The organism is Cupriavidus sp. IK-TO18, from assembly GCF_015549295.1.
In the GTDB taxonomy this organism is placed as follows: domain Bacteria; phylum Pseudomonadota; class Gammaproteobacteria; order Burkholderiales; family Burkholderiaceae; genus Cupriavidus; species Cupriavidus oxalaticus_A.
This window is the reverse complement of sequence record NZ_JADGMP010000016.1, coordinates 118,254-142,322: the sequence shown is the minus strand read 5'-3', so window position 1 is coordinate 142,322 and position 24,069 is coordinate 118,254. Positions and strand designations below refer to the sequence as shown.

Here is a 24,069-nt window from a genome sequence, read left to right as displayed (position 1 = left end):
TCCGCGCCTGAGTCAAGACCTTCATCTGGACGATGCCATCGTCGTCGCTGCCTGAGAGCAGCGGGGCTAAGTGAACCGCCCCGGGTTTAGTGGAGGCTCCAATTCTTGAGAGAATGGAGCCCATGAGCAAGCAGACCAAGTTTTCCCCCGAGGTCCGAGAGCGAGCTGTACGTCTGGTTCGAGAGCAGCGCAGCGAGCATCCATCGCTGTGGGCGGCAGTCGAATCCATCGCACCGATGATCGGTTGCACGAGCCAGACACTGTTGGGGTGGGTCAAACAAGAGCAGGTGGAGAGCGGCGATCGCGATGGCGTGACCACGTCGGAGCGTGAACGCCTCAAGGCGCTGGAGCGCGAGGTAAAGGAGCTGCGCCGCGCCAACGAGATCCTGAAGTTGGCAAGCGCGTTTTTCGCCCAGGCGGAGCTCGACCGCCGTTTGAAGTCCTGAAGGCCTTTGTCGATCTGCATCGCGACGCCTTCGGGGTCGAGCAACCATTGCACGGCTCGGTGATGTCCGGTTCCATTAAGGACGAGCAGCCGGACATACCGCGCCTGTTCAGCCACAAGGACAAGCGGGGCAACAAGCCGCCGGCCAACCGGCGGTGAAGGGGTGCATTCGGCCTAGGAGACCGACATACTCACCAAAGCGTCCCGCGACGGATTGCTGTTCCCCGAGATTCAGAGGAGCCTCGGCGATGATGGCCTGACCCTGATCGCCGACCACGCTTGAGTGCATGCGCGACGTTGCCGAGGCTGCCGCCTCGCCAGATCATCGTCGCCTACGAGCGCAGCCTCGCGCAGGACTCACTGTCCCACGCCTGATCTGCGGCAAGCCCCCTCCAAGCCGACAGGGAAGGTCATCGCGCTGGGCGTGCGCCGGGTGAACGACATTTGTGCGCCATTAGACACGACTTTAGGTAGCCGACTCACACTCCGGCTCCAGAGAGGTTGTCGTCATGAACTTCATGAACTAAAATAGGTTCATGACCATACCCCGCCGTATTTCACTTCGCGCGCGTTTCGCCGCCGCCCCTGTCAGATTCGAATCTGCCCAGGTTCCGATTAGCCGGGCCCGCGCTCGGCGGGCGACATCCTCCGCGGCAGCACGCGAGTCGCAACACGCCACGCCCCGTGAGCTAGTTGAGACCGCTGTAGCTCTCGTCAACGACGCGTCGCGTGAAGTCGCATTGTCCGTCGAGGTCCAGCATGAATTGGATGCCGCACTGGGCAGGATTGTTCGGATCTTTGCGAAGCCGAATCGTCCTTTCCGCGACCGTCGTTCTATTGCTGCCGGAGAGCCTGTGGCACATGCGGGGGAGGCGGCACATTCCGATCCGCTGCAGGCGGCGCGTGAACGTGGTCGACTGGCAGCCGCACATGAGTGGGAGCAGCCGGAGAACCTGTCCCTTAAGGACGCCGCGCTTTATGCGGGACGTTCGGACCGCGCTATCAATCAGGATCGCCAGGGGGGGCGGCTCTACGCACTCGTGCTGCCGGGGCGCGAGCGAGGGTTTCGCTATCCGTCGTGGCAGTTCCACGTCGATTCCGAGCGGCTGGCCGCTGTGCTTGCACCGTTCGTGGCGGCGGGAGCGAGCAGTTGGGTCATCCATAACTTTCTGCATCGCCCGCAAGAAAGCCTAGAGGGGCGCACACCGGCGGATTGGATCGCCGACGCAGTGGTCCCGATAGACGTCGTTGTGCGGCTCGTCGAGGCGCGGTACCGCGACGAGCAGGGCGCCGCATGACCTTTAGCGCAGAAGAATTTGGTTGCCCGCTGCCGCCGGCCGACCCGGCTGAGCGACGGCTTGCTACAAAAACACTCGATCTCGAGAAGATAGCGCTCTGGCGGATCCATCGCGCGCATCTGCACCCTATTTACTACAATCGCCGCTCGCCGGGCGTAACCCACTACCGGTTCGATGCGGCAGGCGGCGAGTTCGGCGTGCTCTATGCGGCTCCGAGCTTTACCGCGTGCATGGCCGAAGCAGTCATTCGGGAGCGCTTCCAGGGACAACGTCTGCCGTTAATGCTCGATGAGCATGAACTGAGCAGGAGATGTGTTTGCAGGCTCACCGTGGGCGATCCTCGGCCTCTCGTGCTCGCGGATCTTACCGGTGCGCTGACCGCCCTTGGCATGGACGCTCGAGTGTTTTCGGTCACCGACTACCTTGGCCCGAACCTGTGGAGTTCGGCTTTGCATGCGGCATTTCCTCGGATCGATGGCTTGTATTTTCAGTCGCGCCTGGCGGGCGAGCCCAGCGTCGCGATCTTCGATGACCGTGCACAACTGGTGCCAGCAAGTACCCCAACTCCGCTGTTCGACTTTCCCGAATTGGGCCCCTATCTGACGGCCAATCAAATTGCCCTAGCGCCGACCGACGACGATTGGACGTCGAACGCCTAGCGCGGCCAGGCGCGACACCTGCGACATTTGAGCCGGGGGGCGGTCTGACTGGCTCCTAGCGGTTTTTGTCACCGCTGCCCGCACCATCGCCACCACCGGTGGTCTGCTACCGCAATGCCGCGGGGCAGAGTTGGGACGGGCAGGGCGACATGCCCGACTGGCTGCGGCGGGCGGTCAACGCGGGGCAGAGTAAAGAGTTTTACCGGGTTGGGTAGCGCGCTACAGATCCGTGCTCCCACCGCGGATCGCCATGTGGCCGTCTTCCCCTGTGATAGCGGACTTCCCATATCTTGGCACGCCTCCAGAGTCTGCCTTCAGGCAGCCTCATTGCGTTCAAGCCTGTACAGTTGGCGAGGAAATCGCGCAAACCATCTGCACGCGGTCGGACGCCACCAGCACGCATCGTCGCTCCGAACTCGCCCGCCTGCAGGCGCTGACTGGTGGTGCACACGGCGGCAAAGCGTCGGCTGGCTACGCTGACCGCGTGCGTCGCCGCGTGCAACCGAACATCGTTTTTGCCGCCGATGTGGAAGGCAACCCGTCCGCCGTGGTGACGGTGCAGATGGCATCGGACGGCTCGCTGCTGTCGGCACGCGTCTCCAAGTCCAGTGGCGACGCGGGCTGGGATAACGCTGTGCTGCGCGCGGTCGAGCGATCTAATCCGCTGCCGCGCGACGAGAGCGGCAAGGCTCCATCCAATATCACGATCACATTCCGTCCCAAGGACTAAACGACTTAAAGCCATCATCCCGGTGAGTGGGTCATGCGAGTCGGCTCCCTGTTCGCGGAGAACCCGTCAAGCCTGAGTATTGTACGACCTTCCGAATTGCTCACATGCGACGCACCACGTGGGGGGTGCCATTCTTGCTCATTTGATGCGGAAGGCTGAACCGCGCCGGGCTTCAGAATGGAAACAGCCCAGCCGACGAAATTTTCCCTTCTGAGTTCTGGTACGTCAGGGAACTACCCCGCCCACCGTCGTCCATAATGCGCTTACATGGGCAAATTGATCGAAGGCGTCGTCATGCCAGCATTTGGCCGGGCCATTGTCACCTGGTGGGTATGGCTCGCTCTCTCGGGCCTGACGGTTGCCCACGCACAGGAACTGGAACCTCGTGCTTATTCCGCCTTACCGGTCGGCGCGAACTTTCTCGCTGCTACCTATACGTTGCTGACCGGCGACGTCCTGACCGACCCATCACTGCCCATCACGGATGTGTACGCCAGGATAAACATCTATGGGGTCGGCTATGTGCGCGCATTCGACCTTGCCGGGCGAACGGCTACGATCGGCGTAGCCATACCTTTCGCGACTGGCGATGTCAGTGGAAACGTGTTCGACGCACCGCACTCCGTTCACCGCGCGGGAATTGGCGATGTCCGAATGCGGCTGGCCGTCAATTTCGTCGGCGGTCCAGCACTGAGTCCCGCCGATTTCGCAAAGCGGGCACCGACTGGCATGCTTGGCGGGAGTGTTACCGTCATTGTCCCAACGGGCCAATACAATGCAAACCGCTTGATCAATATTGGTGCCCATCGCTGGGCTGTGAAATCGGAAATCGGGCTGTCGCGGCCCATTGGCAATTGGTTTGCAGAAGTCTCCGCGGGTGTGTGGGTGTTCGGAGACAACACGGCTTTCCTGGGCAGCAACCGGCGAGCACAATCTCCCCTCGGCGTACTACAGTTGCATGGCGGCTACCAGATCCGGCCTGGCTTTTGGCTTGCCGCCGACGCTGGCTTCTATACCGGCGGCAATACCTCGGTGAACGGCGTGACTAATGCCGATCGGCAGGAAAACTCACGTTACGGCATCACGCTATCGGTACCGATCGTCCATGGCTGGTCTGCCAAGCTGGGGGCGTCGAGGGGACTGATAACTCGCGCAGGGGGCGACTACAAGGCAATCACGCTGGCGCTTCAGTACCAGTGGCTGGACCGTTGAAGCCGCCGCCGGACGCCTAGCTCTCCTCGATTTTCACCTCGATACGTCCTTCCCGAATTGCCGCGAGGAAGGCCCGGAAATCGCTCCGGTTCTGGGACGCGTATTCGGTGGCGAACTCGCAGATTGCGTCGTCAAAGGTCTGGCCGGAGCCCATATACCCCGCCATCATCGCGGCATCGCCCGCCCTTGCATGCGCACGGGCCAGCGCGTGGGCGCACATCCGGCCGTACTGCCTCAGCAGGCCGGCATCCCAGTCCTCGATGAGGGCAGACAACTTCATGTCGCGCATCTGACGGATGTAGAAGTCGCGCCCGTTCTTGCCGCGGGTCCAGCCCAGGAATACATCGCTGGCGGACTGCATCAGCCGCTGGCCGACGATGATGCGCTGGCCGTGATTGTCGTACACGCTCTTGCCAGCATAGGGCTCTAGCACCGACGCCCGGGCCTCCTTCACCTGCACGAACAAGGGGTCGTTGTCCGCTGCCATGAAAAGGCACACGGCGCACATCGTGCCGACACTGCCGACACCGACCACCTTGATGGCCATGTCGAAAAAGTGGAAGCGGTCGAACAGCACCCGGGTATGGTCGGCCAGGCTCTCGCGGTACCGTGCGATAGCCTCCTCGTAGCCCGATGACAGACCGGGCGCCTGCTCTTCAGAGGGATGGAAGATCAGCGGCGGCTCGTCTTTGATCCTCGGATGCAAGCCTTCCTCTGCGACGAATTTGGGATAGAGATGGTCGGGCGTCGACTTGCGCCGTTCCGCCGCGATGCGTTCAGCCAGCCGCTTGCGCGCCGCCTCGACGACTTTGGGATCGCCAGAACGGTCCTCGTACTTTTGCAGGTCGATCCGGTCGTACCAGACATCAAGTGCGCGCATCTCCGCGTAGTTATACATCCGCTCCCGGTACTCGCGTACGGAGTCAGTCGCCACGCGTGCCGCATCGCTCCTGGGTAGCGCCAAATGGTCGGCCGCGATGACGATGCTGGCCGCCAGTCGCTTCAGGTCCCACTCGAAGGGAGCTGGAAGGGTTTCATCGAGGTCGTTAATATCGAAGATGACATTACGCTCCGGCGTGGCGAAGCCGCCGAAGTTCATCAGGTGCGCATCGCCGCAACTCTGTACGCGGATGCCGCTGGTCGGGGCGGTTGCCAGGTCGGCCGCCATAATTGCGGCCGCGCCCCGATAGAAGGCGAAAGGCGAGGCCGACATGCGGCCGAAGCGGATGGGGACCAGCTCCATCATCCGGCCGGCGTTCGACTCTTCCAGCATCGTCACCGGGTCGCGACGGTCTGGGGCTGGCGTCCAGCCAGATTGAGAAGAGCGCGGCACCGTGTCGCGCAGGGCCCGGCCCCGGGCGGCACGCTCGTCGGCGGTCAGGTAGGCGGATGCGGGGGCGCTTTCGCCGTTGCGAAGGGTCTTGTCTGCCTTGGCCATGGTGCATCCTTCCTTATTGCCGTTTTGCCGGCATCGGGCTGGCGGCAATGCCGGGCCCGTGCTGGAATTCGTCAACTGCATCGGCCACGGTAGGTCGGCCGCCAAGGCGCGGCGCGATGCCGGCGGCCCCCAGCTCGTCGACGAGGGTCGCAAACATCGCGCGCCCGCAACCGGCTGGTTGTCCGGGTGGCGTTCCATGTCGGAGACGTTGGCCTTAGAAACGTTTCTGCCCACGGCGCCTCTCCTTCCGCGATGCCCTTGCGTGCCACGCGACCTGTCCCAGGCCGCGCGCCCTTCCGAGGTCATCCCACCTTCCTTCTGAATCAAGTAAAGGCGATTGGCCAATCAATAGATATAAAACTAGCTGCCCTATGGGCGTTCGGATTGACCCACGTCATGTGACCCCAGCCCAGCGCCAAGCGCGCGACTGAGCGCGCGATACATTGCCGGGGTGTCTGACCCCGTAGACAAGGAAGCGACGATCGCCGTCCTCGCTTGGAAGGCTGTAGCCGTTTCTGCCATTCGGTAGGATCGCGGCAAGGGACCCTTACGGCACCGATTCACGGACATTCGTGTCGCCTCGGCTGTCTTCCACGGCAAGGCGCGTGATGCTTGCCGCCTCCTGTCCGCCATTCAAAGCAGCTTCAGGCGGGGTGGATGTCTCATCGGTTAGGTCTTTCAGGATGACAAGAAGAAAGTTCAGCGCTTGCTGCACGCGCTATTTTTCCGCTGCCACGGCGCTCGGCAATGTAAATCCAGGGGGTGCCTTAACCCACGGGTAGCCCTTCAGCGCCATTTGATAACCGGTGTCATAGAGGGCACGCATGTATTCGTTGTCGAACTCCTCCTTGTGTGGTGCGTTGAAACTCGCTGGGATGAAGCCAAGGTTGAAATCAACGCCATCGCGCTGCGCCGTGGCATAGATACGATAAAGGTCCCCAATGCCCTGGCTTTGGATCAGCGAGGTGACCGCACGAGCGGCAATGCTCATCGTGGAGCGCTCGACTTGCGCCCATTCCGTGTCGAGTCGGGCGTTGCGAATCACATAGAGCTTGCGCTCGCGGCTAACGCCAACAGAAGCCGCGTCCTCCTTGACGCGGATCACCGCCGGGTAGGCAAATACCTGCGCGACGATACCGCCGTCGACGTGCATCTCCTGGTAGTGCTTGCCGTCGACTTCCACGTCAATCATCATCGGCGGAAAGCCACCTGGAATCGAGGCGGAGGCGACCATAACTTTCACAAACAGGTCCAATGCGTTGGGCCCGCCATAGCTTGCGATCTTGCCCATGTCCCAGATAATTCCGCGGCGCGCATCGAGGTCAGCAGTGGCCACCAAAAGCATGCGGCCTTTAGCGTACTCCGTGGCAATCTCCTTGAGCAGATCCTCGGTCACCGATTTTCGCGTCAGCCTTAGCAGTGGCGCGTTGTCGGCCATCCCGTCGCTTAACACGCCCCCAAGAAAGCTGCGCGGTTTCATAACGTCTTTTGGGGAAAGGGTCGTATAGACCTCCTTCAGCGTCGCATCGTACTTCGGCCCAAGAAAAGCGAAGGGCGCGATCAGCGCACCAGTGCTTATGCCGGTGACGAGTTTGAACACCGGTCGTGTCCCAGTCTCCGTCCATGCATTCAGAAGGCCGGCAGCAAACGCACCGTTGTCACCGCCACCCGAAATCGCGGCGTACACCGCCGCAGGCATAGGCCCTTTGTGCCCCTCCCGGGCGCGGTAAGCCTGTTCCCGCCTAAGTGACTCAAAAGCTGCTTCGGTGAGTTGTGGAGAATCGATCCCTGCGACGTAGCGTACCCCGGGCATGCCGGGTATTTCAGCCTTTGTTGTTAGGTCGGGGGGAACTGCCGGCAGGCGTGCCGGCGCGGTCGCGCACCCTTGCAAGACAAGCATGAAAGCCGCAATTAGGCTGAGGACGGTGGACTTGAGGTTAAGTTGGGCGTCGGTGACGCCCGCAAGTGACCCCATCGCAGCAAATAACCGGCTCATGATTTCGCCCTCCTTGCATTGGGTGGCCTTCCACCTGCAAGGCCATTGCCTCGGTCCCTTGGATTGGCGTCCACATCGACGCGTATCTTTCTATTCGGCTAACGCAGAGCACGTTCTGGGAGAGTTTACTCTTGGCAGGTTCAATCCACAGAGGGCACAAGCATGACGGTATGAATGCGTACGAATCGGCTGAAACAGCGAATGACGCGACGAGTGTGATCTACGAAGGGCCATTGTCTAGCCGGGGCCGCCCCCTTGAGTGTCGTGGTGACGTTGAGGGCGAACGGCTGGAGATGGCCGGCCCCCTTCGGATGCACGCTGGGAACCTGCGATCGTCCCTGACCCCTGCTGCCGTTCAGACCCGGGCAATCGCAATGGCGGCTTTCAAGCAGCGCTTGCAGAAGCCGACATCCGAATGTCGGATTCTGCAAGCGGTGCCGAGTGGCCGTAGTTGGCCGGTTGCGCATGTACAGGGGCGCGCCAGAATCCGACCGCGCAAATACATAGCATCGTTTTCGTCGGCCAGTATCTGCCGCGCTAGTACTTGATGTCCCGTTTTTCCTGGCGGCCCTCCTGCTTCGTGTCGCGCTTGTCTTGCCGGCACTGGGCGTTACTCTTCTGGTTTGCAGCCCGGCAGTCGACCTTGCCCCCGCGCGCTTCCTGCTTGGCAGCCTGGTTTGCGTCCCTGCCTTGTTGGCGCTGTTGCGACTGGTTGGTGGCCAGGGCGGCCGCCGATGGCATCAGAAGTCCGGCTGCGGCCAGCATTGCGCACGTCCGCCGCCAAAGTCCATTTCTTGATTCGACCATTTTCACCTCCTCCGTGATGGGCGGACACGGCGATCCGTTGTCGCACAACGCCGCCTTTGAATGCTCGTAGACAACCAGACTGAAGAAGCCTCCTCCGACAAACGAAAGCATCCCCGCCCGCAGCCGATGATGACACGAATGAGTGTCGCCTAGAACAGATTCCCATACGCGAGCCATTCCTCAAAGGATGGCAATGGTTCGCGAGTGGCCGACGAGTTCAAGTCAGTTGCGGCGCGCGTCAAGCGTCTGTTTGGCCATACCTGCGTTTGAGCATCCGCGCGGTCTTCTGCGAAGATGTCGCTTGATGGCTGGCTACTGCCGCTGCGTTCCCTCCAGGCGCGTAGGCAAAGGGAGAGACTGCGCGCCTGGCCAGGATTCACATGACGCCAGCGTTGCCCGGGCGCGGCAATAAGGTTCGATAACGTTCTGCTTATCGCGCCAATGTCACGCGAAGGGGATGCAGGAGGAGTTGGCAATCTTGACGGGGTGGGCGCCTGGAAGACTTCGTCATGGTCCGCTCAGGCCGTCTGGGAATGGACGCGTGCGGATCTTTAAGGACGTTGGGCCTGGACACGCCTAGCTACGTCTGGACATCGCGCGGCTCGTTCCTAAAGGAGCTCCGCTCTAGCACTTGACGGTCACGGCCGTGGATCAGCAAGTCCACCTTTGCGCGCTTAGCCTTCTCTGTACCGGCGGCGATCGCATGGTCCAAGGAAGTGAATCGGTGTTGGCTGCTGGAGCCATCTTCCGATTCAACAGCCCAGCCATCATCGGTAGGCACTACGTGGATGTTCTTGCAAGGCACGGACGTCTCCGGGAATTGGTGGAGCTAGGGTGTCCTGCGCAGGGGCACCACGTCGATATCAGCCGTCCACCGGCAAAAGTTGTGCCCTCGCCCCGAGTATGTTGGCTAAGAGAACTGATTGCCAATCGTTGTCGGTCACGGTGACATTTCATACTGTGATTCGCAGACTAATCCAAACTATTCAACATGTCAGCGCAAGTTTGTGTGGTGTCGCGCGAAAGCATTACATGGCATAGCCTCTGTGGCTCGGCTGTCCCAATTAGGGGTGATGGTGCTTTCGGTGCTGATTGACACGGTCTCAACAAGATAGCCGTTCTGTATCAACGAGTTGTGCAACGAGCTTTTTGTGGAATAGTCGTTGTATGTATGTTGTTGATTTAATAGAGGATTTCTCGCGTCGGCGTATTATTTTGAGCTTGCCCCCGAAAAACGAATCCCTTGCTGAGCGTTTAAACTCAAGCAAGGAGAGTCAAGAAGATGAGCAAGACGAAGCGGGCGCGCTACACGCTCGAATTCAAGTTGGAAGCAGTTCGACTGGTCAAGGCCGGCCAGAGCGTTGCGGCGGCGGCCGCGACGATGGGCGTGCCAGCGCAGTCGATTTCCAACTGGGTCAAGGCTGAGCAGGAAGACAAGCTCGGCGGGGCCGGTACAAAACCGGTAAGTCCGGAGCAGATGGAATTGTCGAGACTTCGTGCCGAAGTGGCGCGCCTGAAGATGGAGCGTGACATCCTAAAAAAGGCGTGCGCGTACTTCGCGAAGGACTCGACGTGAAGTACGCCTTTATCGAACGCAATCGTCGCCACTGGCCGATTTCGGTGCTATGCGAGGTGCTGGAAGTCAGCCCCAGCGGCTTTCATCAGCGGCGGCAACGCGCCGCTCAGGACAAGCCCAAGCGCCGCCGCGTAAGCGACGACGCGCTGCTGGCCCACATCAAGGCGATTCACGCGGAGGTCAAGGGCGAATATGGTTGGCCTCGCATGTGGAAAGAGCTGGTTGCGCGCGGCGTACGCGTGGGAAAGGAGCGTGTGCGCAAGTCATGGGGCTGACGTAGTTCAATGTCGAATGCAGTCGGCGGGCATTGTAGAAGCCGAGCCAGTCGACGATTTCATCCATCGCGGCACGCCGCGTCGCAAAGTGCCGACCGTGCATTCGTGCGACCTTCAGCGAACCCCACAGGCTTTCGGTAGGCGCATTATCCCAGCAATCGCCGCGCCGGCTCATAGACGAACGCATGCCGTACGCCTTGAGCGAGTCCTGGAAGACGAGAAGAATTGGGCTGCCGCTCAGCAAGGGCAAGCGGCCTGATGGCTCGGCTATGGGGTTCGTGAAACAGGGGTAAGGTCAATCAGCCTCGACAGGCTATGACGCCGCACAGGAAAACTGACGGTAGGGTCTCAAGATGAGAGGTGAGCAGCAGTCGGGGACTCACAACCTTCTCCATGCACCCGTAGTGGGGTCCTCCACGAATCTCGGCCAACCGCCGGTATGCCGCATGGCCCCGGGGCGCGGAAACCGGGTGTCCAAACTCTGGCCGAGTTGCTTGGCCATCAGCCTGAAGTCCTTGACGAGGCGGCCCTTTATAAGGGATTCGTGGGTGCCGAGTGACCGCAACACATGCACATGCGCATCCCACATTTCCTGCACCGTCACCAATGTCTCTGCCCCGTTCGGAATCAGTTCCTTCAGCATGTTCGTCTTGACGTTGTGCACGTACCGGATTCGCTGGCCACCGGCCATGATGAACATCTCCCGCGATACGGCTGGGTTCTTTGGCACCACGAAAGCCATGCCAAGGCCTTTCTCGTCGAAAGCCGTCGTCAGATTTGGGTTGTTGCGCCAAAACCGCTGCTCAAGCAGGTGATCGATCTCGAAAATTTTGCCAACATCTGGCACCTTGTTCTTCAGGTTGTTCCGCAGGTTTCGTAGTGTCCCGTAGTCCTCGACACCCCGAGCCACGAGGAAGTCGTAGGCGTCGATGTGTTTCTTGGTCAGTCGCCGCGGCAGCACATCAGCCCTCTCGGCACGATTGATGACTTCCACGAATTCGTCCCCGAGCGCGCGCCTCAGCAACTGTTTCGGAAGTCCGCGATTAGCCTTTTTGGCCCAAGATGCGGGATCGAGTGCAGGTAACTTCTTGCGCAACTTCGGCTGCAGATACCGGTTGTACGCGGCGGCTAGGTCCGCGTCGCGGAATCCGGTGAAGTCCGGTTTGAACACTTTCCTCATTAGTCGCCGCTCGACGGCGACGAGGTAAGCGTCGTTTACGACGTCGGTGAACTTGTCGACCAGCTTCGGCAGCGGGAACGCAATCGGGTCGCGAAGGTGTCGGTCGAACGCACTGAGCAGGTCGTCCCACTGGCGAGGTGGGAGGTGGCCGACTGCCTCTACGTAGCCGGCGTCGGCAATTCGCCTGATCTGGCTCAAGGTTGCGTCCTCGGTCGCCGCCTCCAGCCTTGTTCCTTGGACGATCTTGCGCAGCGAGCGAACACCTGCAGCCGAGACTCCGAGCCCAATTGCCGTCGTGATGCCCATCAGCAAGAGCTCTTCTTCGCTGACGTTGTAGCCGAAAAAAGTCTTACCGGTGGCCGCGGCATAGGCGAGCTGACCAAGGTCGTAGACGACGCCGACGACAGGGATGAAATTGATGGCAAGCTCGAATAAGGCGATCACCCAAGGTTGGCGGTTGCTGGGGATGAGCTCGTCGATGGCGTGGCGACGGAAGCGCAGGTGAGGGAAGTCCGCTTTCCCGAGCGCAGCGCCCTGAGGTGGCACGTCGCTCAACCTCGAGACCTCGCATGCCTCTACGATCAGCGCGTCTTTTTGATCCTCGTGCGCGCGAAGGCGTATCTTGACGTCGCGCGTATGCACAATTCTGATAACTGTGCTCGATGGGTCCACGTCGATGAACTCGTGTTCCTTGAGCTCTTCCATCCACTCTTCCGGACGGACGTCGTAGCAGTACGCCGACGGGTTGCCCGGGTTCGAAAGCGTCACGTCCACCTTGGCGAAGCCATCGATCTGCTGGAACGTGACGGCGTTTTCGCCGGGCGTGACCTGCACAGCTTTCTGCTGCTTTTTCCAGTCTTCAATCGCGTCATCATTGGAAGTAAGTGATAAGAGGAATTTCTCCTGTTCGATTCTCTGAGGCTGGCCGATGATGCTGTACCAGTCCAGTGTTTCGTCGGGATCGCCTAGCAGCCCTTCGTCCTGGCACCGGTGCAGATGGACCTGCGGATAGCGCTTCGGATCCAATGCGTTCCATCCGATGGGGACGTTTTGCTCACGGCCGGGCGGTCCCGTCCGCTGCGTCACTGTCACCCCGCGCGCCACAGCGAGTCGGAGGTGCGCCCACTCAAGCTCGAAGTAGTCCCAAGCGAAGGGCCGCACCCCAATCTGGTGCCACGGCGGGCTATTCAGCGCCAGAATGGTACGGTTGCTGGTCCGCCATTGAAGCGAGGACTCGTACCAAGTAATTGTGGCACTGCCTGTCGAGGGATCCTCCACGACCTCGACTTTTGGCGGCAATGCAAACAGGTAGACCATAGCGACTGCCCTAGCTCTTGGTGATTACGAGTCGTCCGGACGGCCAATGGTTGTCACGCCCATTGTCGGGGCCGATTCGCTCCCACCGCGGGAGATCGGAGTTGTAGAGGAGGATCAGCGACGTTGGCACTCGGACCTCCAACGGGTCGTGACGGCATTGGTGAGACGTCGACCGCAGTGCAGGTGCATGGGATAGGGGATAGATCCATCGTCTCTGACCAGGTAATAACAGCAGAGCGACTCCCCCGCCTACACCTCTTCGCCGGTCTGTGGATCCCAGGTCGGCAGTTGCGGCTTGGTGACGCTACGCGCCAGCACCAACGGCGTCGGCGCCAAAACCGTCCATTCCTTCGGAGAGTCGGGTGGCCAGGCAATCTCATCGCCCGGTCCGCCCAGCGAAGTCATCTGCTCATCGATGAATGAGACGTAGTTCGGATCGCCCATCTTCGGGAGCCCGAGCCCGCCATAGACCTCGCCGGTCTCCATGTAATGCTTCACGGCATTCTCGAATCCGGGGCGCACTGAGATCTGCACGCGCGCCGCGCCCGCATTCAAGAAGGCTGCGAAATCAGGATCGGGATGGGTCTGTACGACCGTGCGATCCCATTGCTGGCGGCGGCCCCAAAAATAGGGATACAGAACCCAGACCATATGCTCCCACTCGAACGCTTGCTGCAGGAAGCGAATCTCCGGCTCCGACGTCCGCACTGCGTCTGTGTCCACCGTCGGATGGCTGCTAAGAGAGCCGTCGGCTTGGCTGAAATCGTACTCGCCCATCAAAGCGAAATCGACGGGGGCATTGCGCATGATGTCAATCGCGGATCGTTGCAGCTCAAACCGAACCATTCGCTGGAGTTCCAACCGCGACCCTTCTGGCAATTTTGTGCTCTCCGCTTGCTGGGTGGACGTAAGCTGGATGATCGTCTGCTCGTATTCGAGGCGCAGTTGCTCGTAGCGCGCCGACACTCTCGCGTAGGCTTCGATCGCCCAATCGCGTCGCGCGTCCTCGGTCAGTTCGAGATTGAGGGTAATGGCACCTACGATACTGGTGAAATTGTCTGCGTTGAAGGCGGCCGCAATGGAAGGTCCGGGCTGCGGAGTGACGAACGTGAAATCCTCGGCCGCCTTTCCCTTGTTGTCGGTCAGATTATTGATGATCCAGGTGTTGACCAGATTTCCCGCAATCCAGCCGCCATTAGGTTTGCTATTTGAATCCTCAACTTCCACTGAAAGGACGAAAGAGCCGTCGACGGCGACATATCCTTCCGGTATCTGCAGGTCCTTGTTCTGCGCATGCTTCGCGCTGCCTCCGCTACCGGTGTTGGATATTGCCATTGAGACTTGCTTATGCTCCTCGGGAAAGTCCGGCAGGTCGCTGACCTGATAAGCCCGAATCACCTCTGCCCGCTTGTCCGCGATGTTGGCGAGCGTCAACGACTCGAACAACTCGGCGTCTGGCCGTTGGAGGGGATTGTGCATTTCAACGCGCGACACCGCCATCTGCCAGATGAGGGCGGCAGGCTCCGGAATTAGCAGGTCATAGAGTTCACGCTCGCCGTAGCAGAAAATTTTGGCCCGGCTGACGCGCTCAAGATATTGATATATGCCAGATATGTGGTCCGGCGCAGTGGTATCGCGGGTGAACCCATGGCGGTTCAGCTCAGTTATTTCCTCTTCGATCACCGAGCGGACCTCTCGCGTTACACGCTCCATGGTGCGCTTGACGGCACGCTCCACGGTCTCACGCGAATATTCTTCGGCGATCTTGGCGGCTTCCTCCGTGGAGCGGCTGTACGAAGCGCTGGCGGAGGCGACAACCTTTGTCGGCCCACGGCTGGTGACCTGGATGCTACCCTCGGCCCGTAGGTCTTCCTTGATCACGTCGCTGATCTCACGGCTGAGTTCAGCCCGATCGGTGACTTGCAGGTCGTGAGTTTCCTCTTCCTCCTTGATCACCTGCTCGAACAGCTCGCGCCGCGTCATCAGGCGCTGGGTATGCTCGCGCAAGCGGGTCTCGCCCACCAGGATATTCTCAAGATATGCGATTTCCGATTGCCTGTAGCCGGTGGTTGTCTGCCGCACGACCAGTAGGTCGCTACGCCCGGCCGGCTCCAGATAGCTTGGCAACTGCGCCGCGTTGGCCATCACCATCGGCAATTCCACTAGCATATCGATCGATGTGCCCAAACGTGTCAACCGGTCGCGCAGGTTGGCCGGTAGTGCCGCCGTCAGGTGTTCTGCAAGCGCCCGCCGATAAATCGTCGTGCGCCGTTCGAACTCGGAGAGGTCGACAAGCACCGGATACCCGCCGATGTACGTCCGGGTGATGCCCGCGCGTCGCGGCGGATGCCAGGATCGCTCGGTACCCGCCGGCCGCGGTCCCATAGCCGCGCTGTCCAGGACACGCGTAAGTCGTGCAAGTACGGCCGAATCACGGATGCCTTCGGCCCGCAGCGCTTCGGTCAGCGCCGATGCGCGCGCCCCGCGTTCCAGGTTTGCGATCTCGTCTTCCAAGCGACGCAGTATCTCTCGCCCGCTGGCCGTCTCAAACGATACAGCCGGGAAACGCGGGCCAGGCCGGCCTCCGCCCGATCCTCCACCGCCCGGGGCCGGTGGCTTTCTCGGCGCCTCGGTCGGACGCGCGACGAACACGCGCGGCACGACGAATGGCGCCGTCAACCACGTGACTAACTGCTCGCGGTTGGCCGGTGCGTTCGACTGTGTGGTGGCGGCGACTGCGAGGCGGTAGAGACCTGCAACGATGTCCAGAGGCCTCGTACGATGCAGGGCTGCATACTTGAAGATGAGGAGGAGGTCATTGAGCAACGCGGTCGTGCCCCCGCGCTCCAGTTCCGCCGACCAAGCAGCCACAGTCGGTCCGCCCGGCGCCGCCGCGGCAAGGAAGCTCTTCAGATTCGCCTGGTCATGCGGCCACTGGCCCGAGTCCGCCTTGGCGAGCGCTTCGAGCCCGGGCAGCAGCAATCGGACGCCCGGCACACTGAGCCACGCATCCGACCGGCCGTTGAGATAGGCTGCGACCGGCGTGTTCCACAGCAGGTTAGCCGCCTCCTTCGGATCGAGCGCAGGGCGGCTGCCATCTTCGGAGAGTTTGATTTCCTTGGCGATATTCTCCGGAAGCGTGACAGTCACATGAACGAGCCCGACCCCACGTTCGGCATCGGGCGGCCTTTTGGTGGTCAGCGAGAGTAGCGCGGTCCCCTGATAGTCCATGTGATGCCTCCGCAGGTGTATGAGGTGCCGCCTGTCCTCCGCTTCCTCAGCAGAAATGGACACACTTGGCGCCCTCCACGGTCTTTGACAAGCTTCACTTATGTCAACATGAGCTGCTTGTGGCTGCAGATGCTTCGTCAACCGACTCCCGATCCAAGCGCTCAGATTGTGGAATTCCGCAATGTCATTGCTGCCGCCATCAGGGTAACAAGGGTAGTGTGGTAGCAGCCGAGGAAGTCCCGGTGTGCGGCTGTGTCGCCTTCAGCGAAAAGGAAGCTACCTGCGCCGTCGGGTCCCGGCACGGCTCCATCCTCGCGCTGGACAGCAAGCGCGCTATGCAGTCCCTGAGTACTCGCGGGATCATGGCTGGCTTGTAAACAGGCAGCAACCATGGCCAGTTCCGCCGCAAGGTCATTATCGTTGGCGTCAACAAAAGCACGTGTCCAGTATGGGAGCCAAGCGCGCAGGTAATCTGTCACACAAACATCTTCCAGCTCGCGTGCCCCAAAGTCAGTTAGGTAGAACACCTCGTGCGTAATCGCGTAGGCCACCTCCCCGGAGACCACCCATGGTTCGGGCCGTGTTGCTATATAGAGCCCACCCTCTTGGCCTGGCCACTTCGTCAGGCCAAGTTGCCACAAGTTATAGCGCATCGCCAAGCGTGACCAAGGTTGCAGGGGAAGCGCTGCCTCGATGTCCGCGCGCGCAAGTAAGCGTAGTACGCGGTCTAGCGCTGGGTCTCGGAAACCGAGCTGGCGCAACGAAGCATAGAGTGCACAACAAGGCAGGAAATCATGCCGCGCCAGCAGAAGTGCCACCAGTTTGCGGCCATGTTCGCATTGTTGCCAAATCCAGCTGGCCGTCGCATCGAGGAGGGGCAGTTCAAGACCGCATCGCTTCAGCATCCAGACTGTCAGCGCAAGTTCGGTGAGTGGCTTCAATTGTGCCACGTGGTGTTTGTCAAACCGCTGGCTGGTGACTGTGCACACCGCGAAATGCTGCAGGTTCTCATTGAGCCAGGCCATCCCCAACAACAGGCCGCGCCGGGCGATCCCGGCGGTTCTTGGGCTCAGCCGCGGTGTCAAGGCTTGTCCCTCAGACATTTCAGCACACGGTGTTCATGCCGCAGGTCGTCGGTGTCCGAAAGGCGAGCGAGCGTTCGCAACATTGTGCGGCTTTGGGAAAGGAGCCTGTCACGCACGGTTTCGAGATGAGGCGGCGCGGGCAAAGCCGCCACCACGGTCTGCCAGCGCAGCAATTCCACCAGGGACAGCATCCTGGCTGCATCTGCCAGCGCATACATGGCCGCGCATGGTTCGGCAGCGGGCGTGTAACCTCGGGCTGATAGGCGAGCCAAAAGCCAGCTGCCGAGTATCAGCGACGAGTCCGCGAGGAAGCGGCGCGGTGCTTCGCAGCAGGGGCGAAGCACCGCTGCAATGGCATCGGTGCTTCGCCCCGCCGGCAAGCCAGCGAGGAAGGCCTTGGTCTCATGCGTGTTGGCGCCACCAAGAATCAGGCTATCAGCTGCGGCCTGAGTAGCAACGTCGACAGCCTCGTCGGAACGTGGCATTTGCATCCCGTTTCATCCGTTTTGTAGCGGTCCAGCTGACGGCAATGCCTCCAGCTTGACGCAGTGCAGACAAAAGTCGCAGGCGGTTGCTGCCAGTACGCCCTGAGTGCCCAGTCTTACGCCAAGTTTCCGGATACTCTCAAACTCCGCTGGGGTGAGGTATTGGCTTGCCGGGCCAGGCTTGTTGGTTTCGTCACGGGCGGAGTGCGGTCCTTCGGTTGCCACTAGAGCGGGGCGCTGGCTGAACAGCTTGCGAACGACCACTTCCTGCTCGGGCGTCATGCTGACCGATGCCAGGTCGAAGGTCAGCATGGCGGATCCAGCGCCGCCTAGCGTTACTACATGCGTGGTGCGGGTCTGCAGGTGGGAAGTGAGGGTATTGGCATCCATGGAAAGCTCCTTTCCAAAGTGCTGGTGATGCGATCAGAGTCGACTTGCTTACGGCCACGCGCTGCCGTGCGCCCATATTCGGCCGAACATCAATCCGAGCCTGCCAGGCTACAGCCCGCCTTTCTTCTCCAGTCGGATCACGTAGCGGGTCAGTGCCTCGAGAGTAACCCTTAAGTAGGCGCGGGCGAAGCCCAACATTTCTTCAATGGATACCGCGACGGGCGTACAAGTTGACATGCCGCTTCGTGTGAAGGGTTCGCGGGTGAACGGATCCGTTAGGTCGAACACGGTCTGGGCCGCGTTGCTGATGAACTGTAGGCGCTGCAGATTGTCGGTCGACGTGGTGCTGGACAGCGGGTCCACTCGAAGGACTGTTGCCACTTGTCGCCGGAGGTCGGCACTGTGGTGCGTGTCCATAAGGCTCCCCCTGAATGACTCTTGATTCTTTGATTGTGGATTTAGGTTAGGTGAAGAGAGTCTGTCTGACATTAATATTTGTGCAGATGAGATTGAAAAAATAGCGCAGTGCGGACGGTCGCGGATTAAAGGCGATAGTGGCGGAAATGCGCACGCAGAGCCAATTTCGATTGAAGGATCAAGAGCCGCTTCTCTGTAAGCCGAAGATCGGCATGGAGCCATGCGAGCACATTCGCTGCGCGAATTGATTCAAATTTGTTACATATTAAAATTGACTAAATACAGATTTAAAAAGATTTGAAGGCTAGCGTCAAGATACTCCTACCTCTCTGATCGCTGGCCGTCTATTTTTATTTTCAATCCCGACGCCAAAATCGTGGATTCACATCTGGTATGCGATCTTTAAGGCATAACCGTGCCATGCGCCCTTTTGCTGGTCTACGCAGAAAGCGATGGTAACCTGAAGTTTCGATCTCCGACTGCGGGAGGCAGCATGTCTGATTATGTAGAGGTAACCCAGGTCGATGTGAACGCCCTCGCGGAAAAACTTAACGAATTAGGCGCGAAGCTCGACGAAAAGGAAGCGACGGTTCTGTTGGGAATCCTGTCACTGGCGGAGAAGTCCCTGAGCACGCAGACGGTGCCGGATCCCGCCGGCAGTCAACCTGACCAAGCCAAAAAAAGGAAGTTGACGCTAGAGCGCGAAACCATTCGCAATCTCAATGTCTGGGAACGGCTGCTGGCCCCTCGAAGCGAGAGTCTGTGGACTTGCCCCGGACTGCCGGATCCGGGCGCTGACGTCATCAATCCCGCCAAATCATAGTTGGAGGAGCCTGCTCCGCTGTCTGGGCATCTGAGCGCACGGAAACGATATCATCGTGGTTTAGCGGCGTGACCGGCGATCAGGGCCATGGAACTCAATCCTGTTCCTCGCATTGCCGCTTGCAGCTTCAGGCCTGCGCGCCTGGCGCGTGCGCCTTGTGTCGTGACCGGCAACGTGGACGCCTGGCCGGCATTGCAGCGGTGGCAGCCCGCATACCTGAAGACCGCCGTTGGGGCGCGCAAGGTGGCTGTGCGCGAGATAAGCGGGGCGCCCCGAAACGTCTACCAGAACATGCTGGCTGGGGGCAAGGTCCTGTTTTCCGACTATCTTGACTGGGTTGTCGAGATCGCCGGCGCGGAGGATATCCGCGCCATCGCGGCCGCCGGCGCGGACACGGCGCAGCTAACCCGGGCCATCGGGGCTTGCGGGTTCGAAAGCACCTATTATCTTGACGTGAGCCTAGGCGCGTTGTCGCCACTGCTGCTTGCCGACACCGCCGTACCGCCGTGGTTTGCTCTGCCCCCGGTGGACACCATCTTCTGGTGCGGCATACTGGGAACCTCCTCCGGCCTGCACGCAGATATCAAGCCGAACTGCAATGTGCAGGTATTTGGCAACAAGACCTTCACTATGTTTGCGCCGTCGCAAGCACGTTGGCTATACCCCGTGCCGCGCATGACCCATTGCCGCTTCGATCCCAACGTGCCAGATTTCGAGCGGTTTCCCCTGGCGCGCCGGGCGGTTGGTTGGCAATGCACTCTGCACGCCGGGGAATCTCTCTATATCCCAGTTGGCTGGTATCACCAGGTGACGGTGGCCTCGCCGTGGGCCATCAATGTCAATTTCTTCTGGCCACGACCGTTCCCCCAAGGGCTGGCAACTCCGCAGCTGTGGGGCCAACTGGTGCAACGGGGCTGGGGTAGCCTGTGGCGGGCTTACGCCGACCTGCGTCGCCTGGCTCCTAAAGAGCAACAGCCTGCTTTAACGGGCAAGGACAAAGAGTAGTGGCGATGGCACTAATAAAGGATGAGTTGGCGGACACGGGATTCTTCCTGATGCGCACGCCTGCGCTGCCGTGGGAGGTGCTGCTGAACTGGTGTGCAGATCTGGCCCGGCCGGCTGGGGCAGCGCTGTTGCGAGCGCGCTTACGCGAAATTGTCGAGCGCCCACAAGTGCGTGAGGCAATCGAGCTGGCTTCCCCTGGATTCTCTCGACGCATGGCCCCCTGGTTGAACGGGTGCGAGAACAAGGATGCTCTCGCAATCGAGCGGGTAGCTGTGCGCTACCTGCAGCGTTTGGCCAGCCGCGCGACGCCGTTCGGCCTATTCGCCGGCTGGGCCTCGGGTCCGATCGGTGACGTCACCCGTCTCACGGTCGCACCCCGGGCTGATCATCGTCGCCACATCCGTCTAGATGCCGGTTACCTGCAAGAAGTGTCACGATCATTGGCAAAAGACGCTTGCGTCCGGCGCCACCTGCACTATCGCGCAGAGCAGACCCTATACCAGGCCGGCGACCGGTTACGCTACCACGAGATGCGCCTCTGCACTCCGCAGCCGACCTATCACTTGGTGGAAGTAAAGGACAGTCACTACTTACGATGGGTGCTGGCGGCAGCTGCAGGGGAGGATGGCGCCACTTTGAGCGCGATCGCCGAGCAGTTGACGGTGCCATTGCCGGATCTTGAGGAAGCCGACGGGCTCGCATTTCTAGAGGAACTGATCGACGTAGGTCTGCTTCGCCCCGTGTTGCCTCCTTTTGCGACAGGCCCCGAGCCGGGCAGGGCGACTGTGGCATGGCTGCGCAATGTGGCTACCAGTCATTCGCCCCCCTCTGTCCTCAGCACAATATTCGCTGCGACGGACCAGATAGCGTGCCCTGGGGAGTACCCCGAACCGGAGTCGACGGCCCTGCTGCAAGCACTTGCCGAAAGCGATTGCGCTGGACACAAGTTCTATGTCGATCTGGAGAAGCCCGCGGCGTCGCTCTCCTTGAGCCAGCACATGGCCAACGAGATAGCCCGCGGGGCAGAGCTACTGTGCAAGCTGGCAGCGCAGCGCGAGCCAGACGTGCTGGACGAATTCGCGCGGCGCTTTGAGAGCCGCTTCGGCCAGCGTGAAGTGCCCCTATTGCAAGCGTTGGACGAAGAAGACGGCATCGGCTTCGAAGCGAATTCATACATTGGCGCAAGTCCCTCATCCTTGCTGGACGGTTTGCCATCCACTCGCGAGCCTACCAAGCGCGTATGGCATGGCGGCGATCAACGTCTGCTGCAGCGTCTTGCGCAAGCGCTCATGCATCAATCGGCACAGGTTGAGCTTGACCACGTTGATATTGAGGCGCTTGTCGAAGATACACCGTGGACTGCTCCCCATGGCAGCACGGCAATTGTCTCGATAGCCGCGGCAGATGCGCCAGCGATGGCCCGGGGCGACTACCAGATCTACCTTCAGAAGGTGATTGGCGGCTCAAGCGCCACCCTGCTGGGCCGCTTTTGCCATGCGTCACCGGAACTCACTGCGCTGGTGCGTGGCGCCCTTCGGCAGGAGGAGGCCAGCGACCCGGATGCGATTCATGCGGAAATCGCCTATTTGCCGCCGGGCAAGGCTGCCAATGTGGTCTGTCGGCCAATACTGCGCGCCTACGAAATTTCGCTATGCGCGTCATCCGGGGCTCCGCCTTCGCAACAAATCGCCGTCAGTGACCTGCTTGTGTCCCTGTGCGAGGGCAAGGTGGTTCTACGCTCCGCCGCAATGGAGCGCCGCGTCGTGCCACATTTGGGATGCGCACACGCCCACCAGCGCGGAGGTCCCATACTGTATCGCTTCCTCGCCAGCCTGGCCGCCGGCGGGCATGCCGCCGAGTCCAGATTCTCTTGGGGGACATTGTCCAGCGCCCCCTTTCTTCCGCGGCTGGTGTCCGGTCGGTTCGTATTGTCGCTTGCGCGCTGGCAGCTCAGTGGCAAAGAACTGGCGGCGATCCACTTGCTTTCCGAGCACGATCGGATGACAGCGATCGAGGCGCTAAGGGAGAAGCATCGGCTGCCTCGATTCGTGTGGCTTCCGGAAAACGACAAGACGCTGTTAGTCGACTTCGACAATGCGCTGTCAGTCGACAGCTTCCTGGCCACGGCCAGGCGACGCATCTCGGTCGCCGTAACCGAAGTCTTCCCGTTGCCCGATCAGCTGTTGGCGAACGGCGAGGAAGGCAGCTTTCATCATGAACTGGTCGTGCCATTGGTTCGCGCTCGCCGCGTCCGTGAAACATTGCGGCCAGCCCGCGCCATGCCGTCCGGCCAAGACAGCAGGCCGGGAGAAGACTGGCTCTATTTTCGTCTGTACGCCGGCCCGTCCACGCTAGACCGCTTGTTGACCGAGTGCGTGGGCCCCTTGGCCGCAGCGCTGCGGGCAGAAGGGGTCATCGATACCTGGTTCTTCATACGCTACGCGGATCCGGAATGGCATTTACGATGGCGCATGCATGGCGACGCATCGATCCTATGGCGGCACGTGGTGCCCCGGGTATTCTCTGCATTGGCGCCGTGGCGCAACAGCCTTTACAAGCACGCCATAGACACATACGCGCCCGAGATGGAGCGCTACGGCGGCTTTCAAGCGATGGAGCTTGCGCATGCAATCTTCGAAAGCGACAGCGTGGCTGCAATTTCGATTATTGCCCGGTATCGCGCAGACAATGAAGCGAGATGGCGTGCCGCCTTGCTCGGCATGCACACCTTGCTCGATGATTTTTGTCTGGGCATGGATGAGCGCCGACGGGTCATGACCGCCTGCCGAAGTCTCCTTCTGGAAGGCCGCGCGCACCAAGAGACATTGGTGGCTCTGGCAGCCAAATACCGCGAAGTGAAGAGTGTCGTGGGAAGCTTGCTCTCCACGCAAACGCATGACTGCGGCGAAGCCGATCTCGCCATCCGGACCCGCTCCGCGAGCATCGCACCCACAATCAACAAACTAGTTGCCCTGGATGCTGATGGGCTGCTTGGATGTAGCCGCGTAGCGCTTGTCCAGAGCTATCTGCACATGTGGGCAAACCGAATTTTTCGGGATTGTGCGAACACCTATGAGCTGGCCCTGTACGACCTGCTCGCGCGACACTATGCGGGCGAGATGGCACGGCGCCAGGCTGGCGACAACTGACGCGTCACGTGTAGCGGTGGAACTGAATCGCCTTGAAAAAACAGGCTCATCTGATAAGCTTTTAACGGCGGCAAATCGCACTTTGCTAGTCAACCAAGCGGAGTGTCACACATGGCTTTTAGAGCGAAGCGCGTAAGGATCCAAATTCCTTGTGGAATCTCCGGCTCGATTCTAAACCCCGGCGACCCGCTTGATATCGCCGCGGGCTGTGATGCAGGGTGCAGCGACTCACCGCAATCTGCTGTCTGCCCGCCGCCTCCCCCGATTCGTCCGCAAGGCGCTCCGCCCTGTGGGATGCCGAGCAATTTCTTCGGACTCAATCCATGGGATGAGGTCATCAACCCGACCGAGCAGGCGCTTCTGTCGCCCGAAGATCTTCCCTTGTTCAAGGAAGAGCTTGAATTAAAGATGAAGTTGCTGGAGCTTGCGGATGACGCCACCACTTTGGCGAAGAAACGAGTCCAATCAAAATTGGCAGACGTTGAGCGCGTCGAAAAGGAACTGAAAAAGAAGGGCAAGAACAACTAACGGTGCGGATCGGCGAAAGCAGA

Annotated in this window: 18 protein-coding genes, 5 pseudogenes and 1 other annotated feature; of the genes and pseudogenes, 11 read left to right on the top strand and 12 right to left on the bottom strand. The window is 60.5% G+C overall.

Going from position 1 to position 24,069, the window contains the following annotated elements:
• Positions 1-122 precede the first annotated feature (122 nt).
• The 6 genes and pseudogenes from IPF36_RS14900 to IPF36_RS14875 form a co-directional block, all read left to right on the top strand.
• A pseudogene (locus IPF36_RS14900) lies at positions 123-487 on the top strand (transposase); the annotation flags it as partial.
• Positions 401-515 (top strand) — a sequence feature (AL1L pseudoknot). It overlaps the preceding pseudogene by 87 nt.
• A 670-nt stretch (positions 516-1,185) precedes the next feature.
• The gene (locus tag IPF36_RS14895; RefSeq protein ID WP_133094959.1) at positions 1,186-1,743 is read left to right on the top strand and encodes an integrase; all 558 of its coding nucleotides are present in this window, start codon (positions 1,186-1,188) and stop codon (positions 1,741-1,743) included.
• A complete protein-coding gene (locus IPF36_RS14890) occupies positions 1,740-2,402 on the top strand; it encodes an RES family NAD+ phosphorylase (protein ID WP_195428497.1) in 663 nt (220 codons plus the stop codon). Before IPF36_RS14895 ends, IPF36_RS14890 begins: the two co-directional genes overlap by 4 nt.
• Positions 2,403-2,473: 71 nt before the next feature.
• Positions 2,474-2,617: pseudogene (locus tag IPF36_RS14885) on the top strand (H-NS family nucleoid-associated regulatory protein); the annotation flags it as partial.
• A 188-nt stretch (positions 2,618-2,805) separates the two neighbouring features.
• A pseudogene (gene tolA / locus IPF36_RS14880) lies at positions 2,806-3,132 on the top strand (cell envelope integrity protein TolA); the annotation flags it as partial.
• Between the two features lie 267 nt (positions 3,133-3,399).
• Positions 3,400-4,344 carry a transporter gene (locus IPF36_RS14875; protein WP_255519773.1) on the top strand — a complete coding sequence of 315 codons (945 nt, stop codon included), beginning with the start codon at positions 3,400-3,402 and terminating at the stop codon, positions 4,342-4,344.
• Positions 4,345-4,360: 16 nt separating this feature from the next.
• Here IPF36_RS14875 and IPF36_RS14870 read toward each other — a convergent pair whose 3' ends face one another.
• The 5 genes from IPF36_RS14870 to IPF36_RS14850 all read right to left on the bottom strand — a co-directional run bounded on the left by IPF36_RS14870 (position 4,361) and on the right by IPF36_RS14850 (position 9,366).
• Positions 4,361-5,782 (bottom strand): DUF2252 domain-containing protein, encoded by a 1,422-nt coding sequence (locus IPF36_RS14870; RefSeq protein WP_133094961.1) that lies wholly within the window; start codon positions 5,780-5,782, stop codon positions 4,361-4,363.
• 547 nt (positions 5,783-6,329) lie between these two features.
• The gene (locus IPF36_RS14865; protein WP_165971482.1) at positions 6,330-6,497 is read right to left on the bottom strand and encodes a hypothetical protein; all 168 of its coding nucleotides are present in this window, start codon (positions 6,495-6,497) and stop codon (positions 6,330-6,332) included.
• A gap of 3 nt (positions 6,498-6,500) precedes the next feature.
• Positions 6,501-7,778, bottom strand: a complete 1,278-nt coding sequence (locus IPF36_RS14860) for a patatin-like phospholipase family protein (RefSeq protein WP_255519772.1) — start codon at positions 7,776-7,778, stop codon at positions 6,501-6,503.
• A gap of 537 nt (positions 7,779-8,315) precedes the next feature.
• Positions 8,316-8,585, bottom strand: coding sequence for a hypothetical protein (locus IPF36_RS14855; RefSeq protein WP_133096788.1), 270 nt, complete (start codon positions 8,583-8,585; stop codon positions 8,316-8,318).
• Between the two features lie 580 nt (positions 8,586-9,165).
• Positions 9,166-9,366 carry a DUF2188 domain-containing protein gene (locus tag IPF36_RS14850; protein WP_368671153.1) on the bottom strand — a complete coding sequence of 67 codons (201 nt, stop codon included), beginning with the start codon at positions 9,364-9,366 and terminating at the stop codon, positions 9,166-9,168.
• A 501-nt stretch (positions 9,367-9,867) separates the two neighbouring features.
• Between IPF36_RS14850 and IPF36_RS14845 the strand changes: the two are divergent.
• Positions 9,868-10,424: pseudogene (locus IPF36_RS14845) on the top strand (transposase); the annotation flags it as partial.
• On the opposite strand, the pseudogene IPF36_RS14840 reads toward IPF36_RS14845, so the two are convergent.
• The 7 genes and pseudogenes from IPF36_RS14840 to IPF36_RS14810 all read right to left on the bottom strand — a co-directional run.
• A pseudogene (locus IPF36_RS14840) lies at positions 10,342-10,650 on the bottom strand (integrase core domain-containing protein); the annotation flags it as partial. The pseudogenes IPF36_RS14845 and IPF36_RS14840 sit on opposite strands and share 83 nt — an antisense overlap.
• Positions 10,651-10,815: 165 nt before the next feature.
• The gene (locus IPF36_RS14835; protein ID WP_195428494.1) at positions 10,816-12,933 is read right to left on the bottom strand and encodes a hypothetical protein; all 2,118 of its coding nucleotides are present in this window, start codon (positions 12,931-12,933) and stop codon (positions 10,816-10,818) included.
• Positions 12,934-13,182: 249 nt separating this feature from the next.
• On the bottom strand, positions 13,183-16,164 hold the full coding sequence (locus IPF36_RS14830; RefSeq protein ID WP_195428492.1) for a hypothetical protein: 2,982 nt from the start codon (positions 16,162-16,164) through the stop codon (positions 13,183-13,185).
• Positions 16,165-16,325: 161 nt separating this feature from the next.
• Positions 16,326-17,249, bottom strand: a complete 924-nt coding sequence (locus IPF36_RS14825; RefSeq protein WP_195428490.1) for a hypothetical protein — start codon at positions 17,247-17,249, stop codon at positions 16,326-16,328.
• Positions 17,246-17,734 carry a hypothetical protein gene (locus tag IPF36_RS14820; protein ID WP_195428488.1) on the bottom strand — a complete coding sequence of 163 codons (489 nt, stop codon included), beginning with the start codon at positions 17,732-17,734 and terminating at the stop codon, positions 17,246-17,248. The genes IPF36_RS14825 and IPF36_RS14820 overlap by 4 nt, the downstream gene beginning before the upstream one ends.
• A 12-nt stretch (positions 17,735-17,746) precedes the next feature.
• Positions 17,747-18,124 (bottom strand): hypothetical protein, encoded by a 378-nt coding sequence (locus tag IPF36_RS14815; RefSeq protein WP_133096782.1) that lies wholly within the window; start codon positions 18,122-18,124, stop codon positions 17,747-17,749.
• Between the two features lie 108 nt (positions 18,125-18,232).
• Positions 18,233-18,541, bottom strand: coding sequence for a hypothetical protein (locus IPF36_RS14810; protein ID WP_195428486.1), 309 nt, complete (start codon positions 18,539-18,541; stop codon positions 18,233-18,235).
• Positions 18,542-19,034: 493 nt separating this feature from the next.
• Here IPF36_RS14810 and IPF36_RS14805 point away from each other — a divergent pair, with 493 nt between their 5' ends.
• The 4 genes from IPF36_RS14805 to IPF36_RS14790 all read left to right on the top strand — a co-directional run bounded on the left by IPF36_RS14805 (position 19,035) and on the right by IPF36_RS14790 (position 24,046).
• The gene (locus IPF36_RS14805) at positions 19,035-19,364 is read left to right on the top strand and encodes a hypothetical protein (RefSeq protein ID WP_133096780.1); all 330 of its coding nucleotides are present in this window, start codon (positions 19,035-19,037) and stop codon (positions 19,362-19,364) included.
• An 87-nt stretch (positions 19,365-19,451) separates the two neighbouring features.
• Complete coding sequence (locus IPF36_RS14800) at positions 19,452-20,369, top strand: cupin-like domain-containing protein (protein ID WP_195428484.1); 918 nt, start codon at positions 19,452-19,454, stop codon at positions 20,367-20,369.
• Positions 20,370-20,374: 5 nt separating this feature from the next.
• Positions 20,375-23,518 (top strand): lantibiotic dehydratase, encoded by a 3,144-nt coding sequence (locus IPF36_RS14795; RefSeq protein WP_255519784.1) that lies wholly within the window; start codon positions 20,375-20,377, stop codon positions 23,516-23,518.
• 111 nt (positions 23,519-23,629) lie between these two features.
• The gene (locus IPF36_RS14790) at positions 23,630-24,046 is read left to right on the top strand and encodes a hypothetical protein (RefSeq protein ID WP_133096777.1); all 417 of its coding nucleotides are present in this window, start codon (positions 23,630-23,632) and stop codon (positions 24,044-24,046) included.
• Positions 24,047-24,069: the final 23 nt, after the last annotated feature.

Excerpts from the sequence above, each read along its gene's own strand:
- IPF36_RS14875 (WP_255519773.1), top strand. The coding sequence starts at position 3,400 with ATGGGCAAATTGATCGAAGGCGTCGTCATGCCAGCATTTGGCCGGGCC.
- IPF36_RS14855 (WP_133096788.1), bottom strand. The coding sequence starts at position 8,585 with ATGGTCGAATCAAGAAATGGACTTTGGCGGCGGACGTGCGCAATGCTG.
- IPF36_RS14790 (WP_133096777.1), top strand. The coding sequence starts at position 23,630 with ATGGCTTTTAGAGCGAAGCGCGTAAGGATCCAAATTCCTTGTGGAATC.
- IPF36_RS14870 (WP_133094961.1), bottom strand. The coding sequence starts at position 5,782 with ATGGCCAAGGCAGACAAGACCCTTCGCAACGGCGAAAGCGCCCCCGCA.
- IPF36_RS14805 (WP_133096780.1), top strand. The coding sequence starts at position 19,035 with ATGTCTGATTATGTAGAGGTAACCCAGGTCGATGTGAACGCCCTCGCG.
- IPF36_RS14835 (WP_195428494.1), bottom strand. The coding sequence starts at position 12,933 with ATGGTCTACCTGTTTGCATTGCCGCCAAAAGTCGAGGTCGTGGAGGAT.
- IPF36_RS14860 (WP_255519772.1), bottom strand. The coding sequence starts at position 7,778 with ATGAGCCGGTTATTTGCTGCGATGGGGTCACTTGCGGGCGTCACCGAC.
- IPF36_RS14800 (WP_195428484.1), top strand. The coding sequence starts at position 19,452 with ATGGAACTCAATCCTGTTCCTCGCATTGCCGCTTGCAGCTTCAGGCCT.
- IPF36_RS14890 (WP_195428497.1), top strand. The coding sequence starts at position 1,740 with ATGACCTTTAGCGCAGAAGAATTTGGTTGCCCGCTGCCGCCGGCCGAC.
- IPF36_RS14795 (WP_255519784.1), top strand. The coding sequence starts at position 20,375 with ATGGCACTAATAAAGGATGAGTTGGCGGACACGGGATTCTTCCTGATG.
- IPF36_RS14810 (WP_195428486.1), bottom strand. The coding sequence starts at position 18,541 with ATGGACACGCACCACAGTGCCGACCTCCGGCGACAAGTGGCAACAGTC.
- IPF36_RS14815 (WP_133096782.1), bottom strand. The coding sequence starts at position 18,124 with ATGGATGCCAATACCCTCACTTCCCACCTGCAGACCCGCACCACGCAT.
- IPF36_RS14830 (WP_195428492.1), bottom strand. The coding sequence starts at position 16,164 with ATGGACTATCAGGGGACCGCGCTACTCTCGCTGACCACCAAAAGGCCG.
- IPF36_RS14820 (WP_195428488.1), bottom strand. The coding sequence starts at position 17,734 with ATGCCACGTTCCGACGAGGCTGTCGACGTTGCTACTCAGGCCGCAGCT.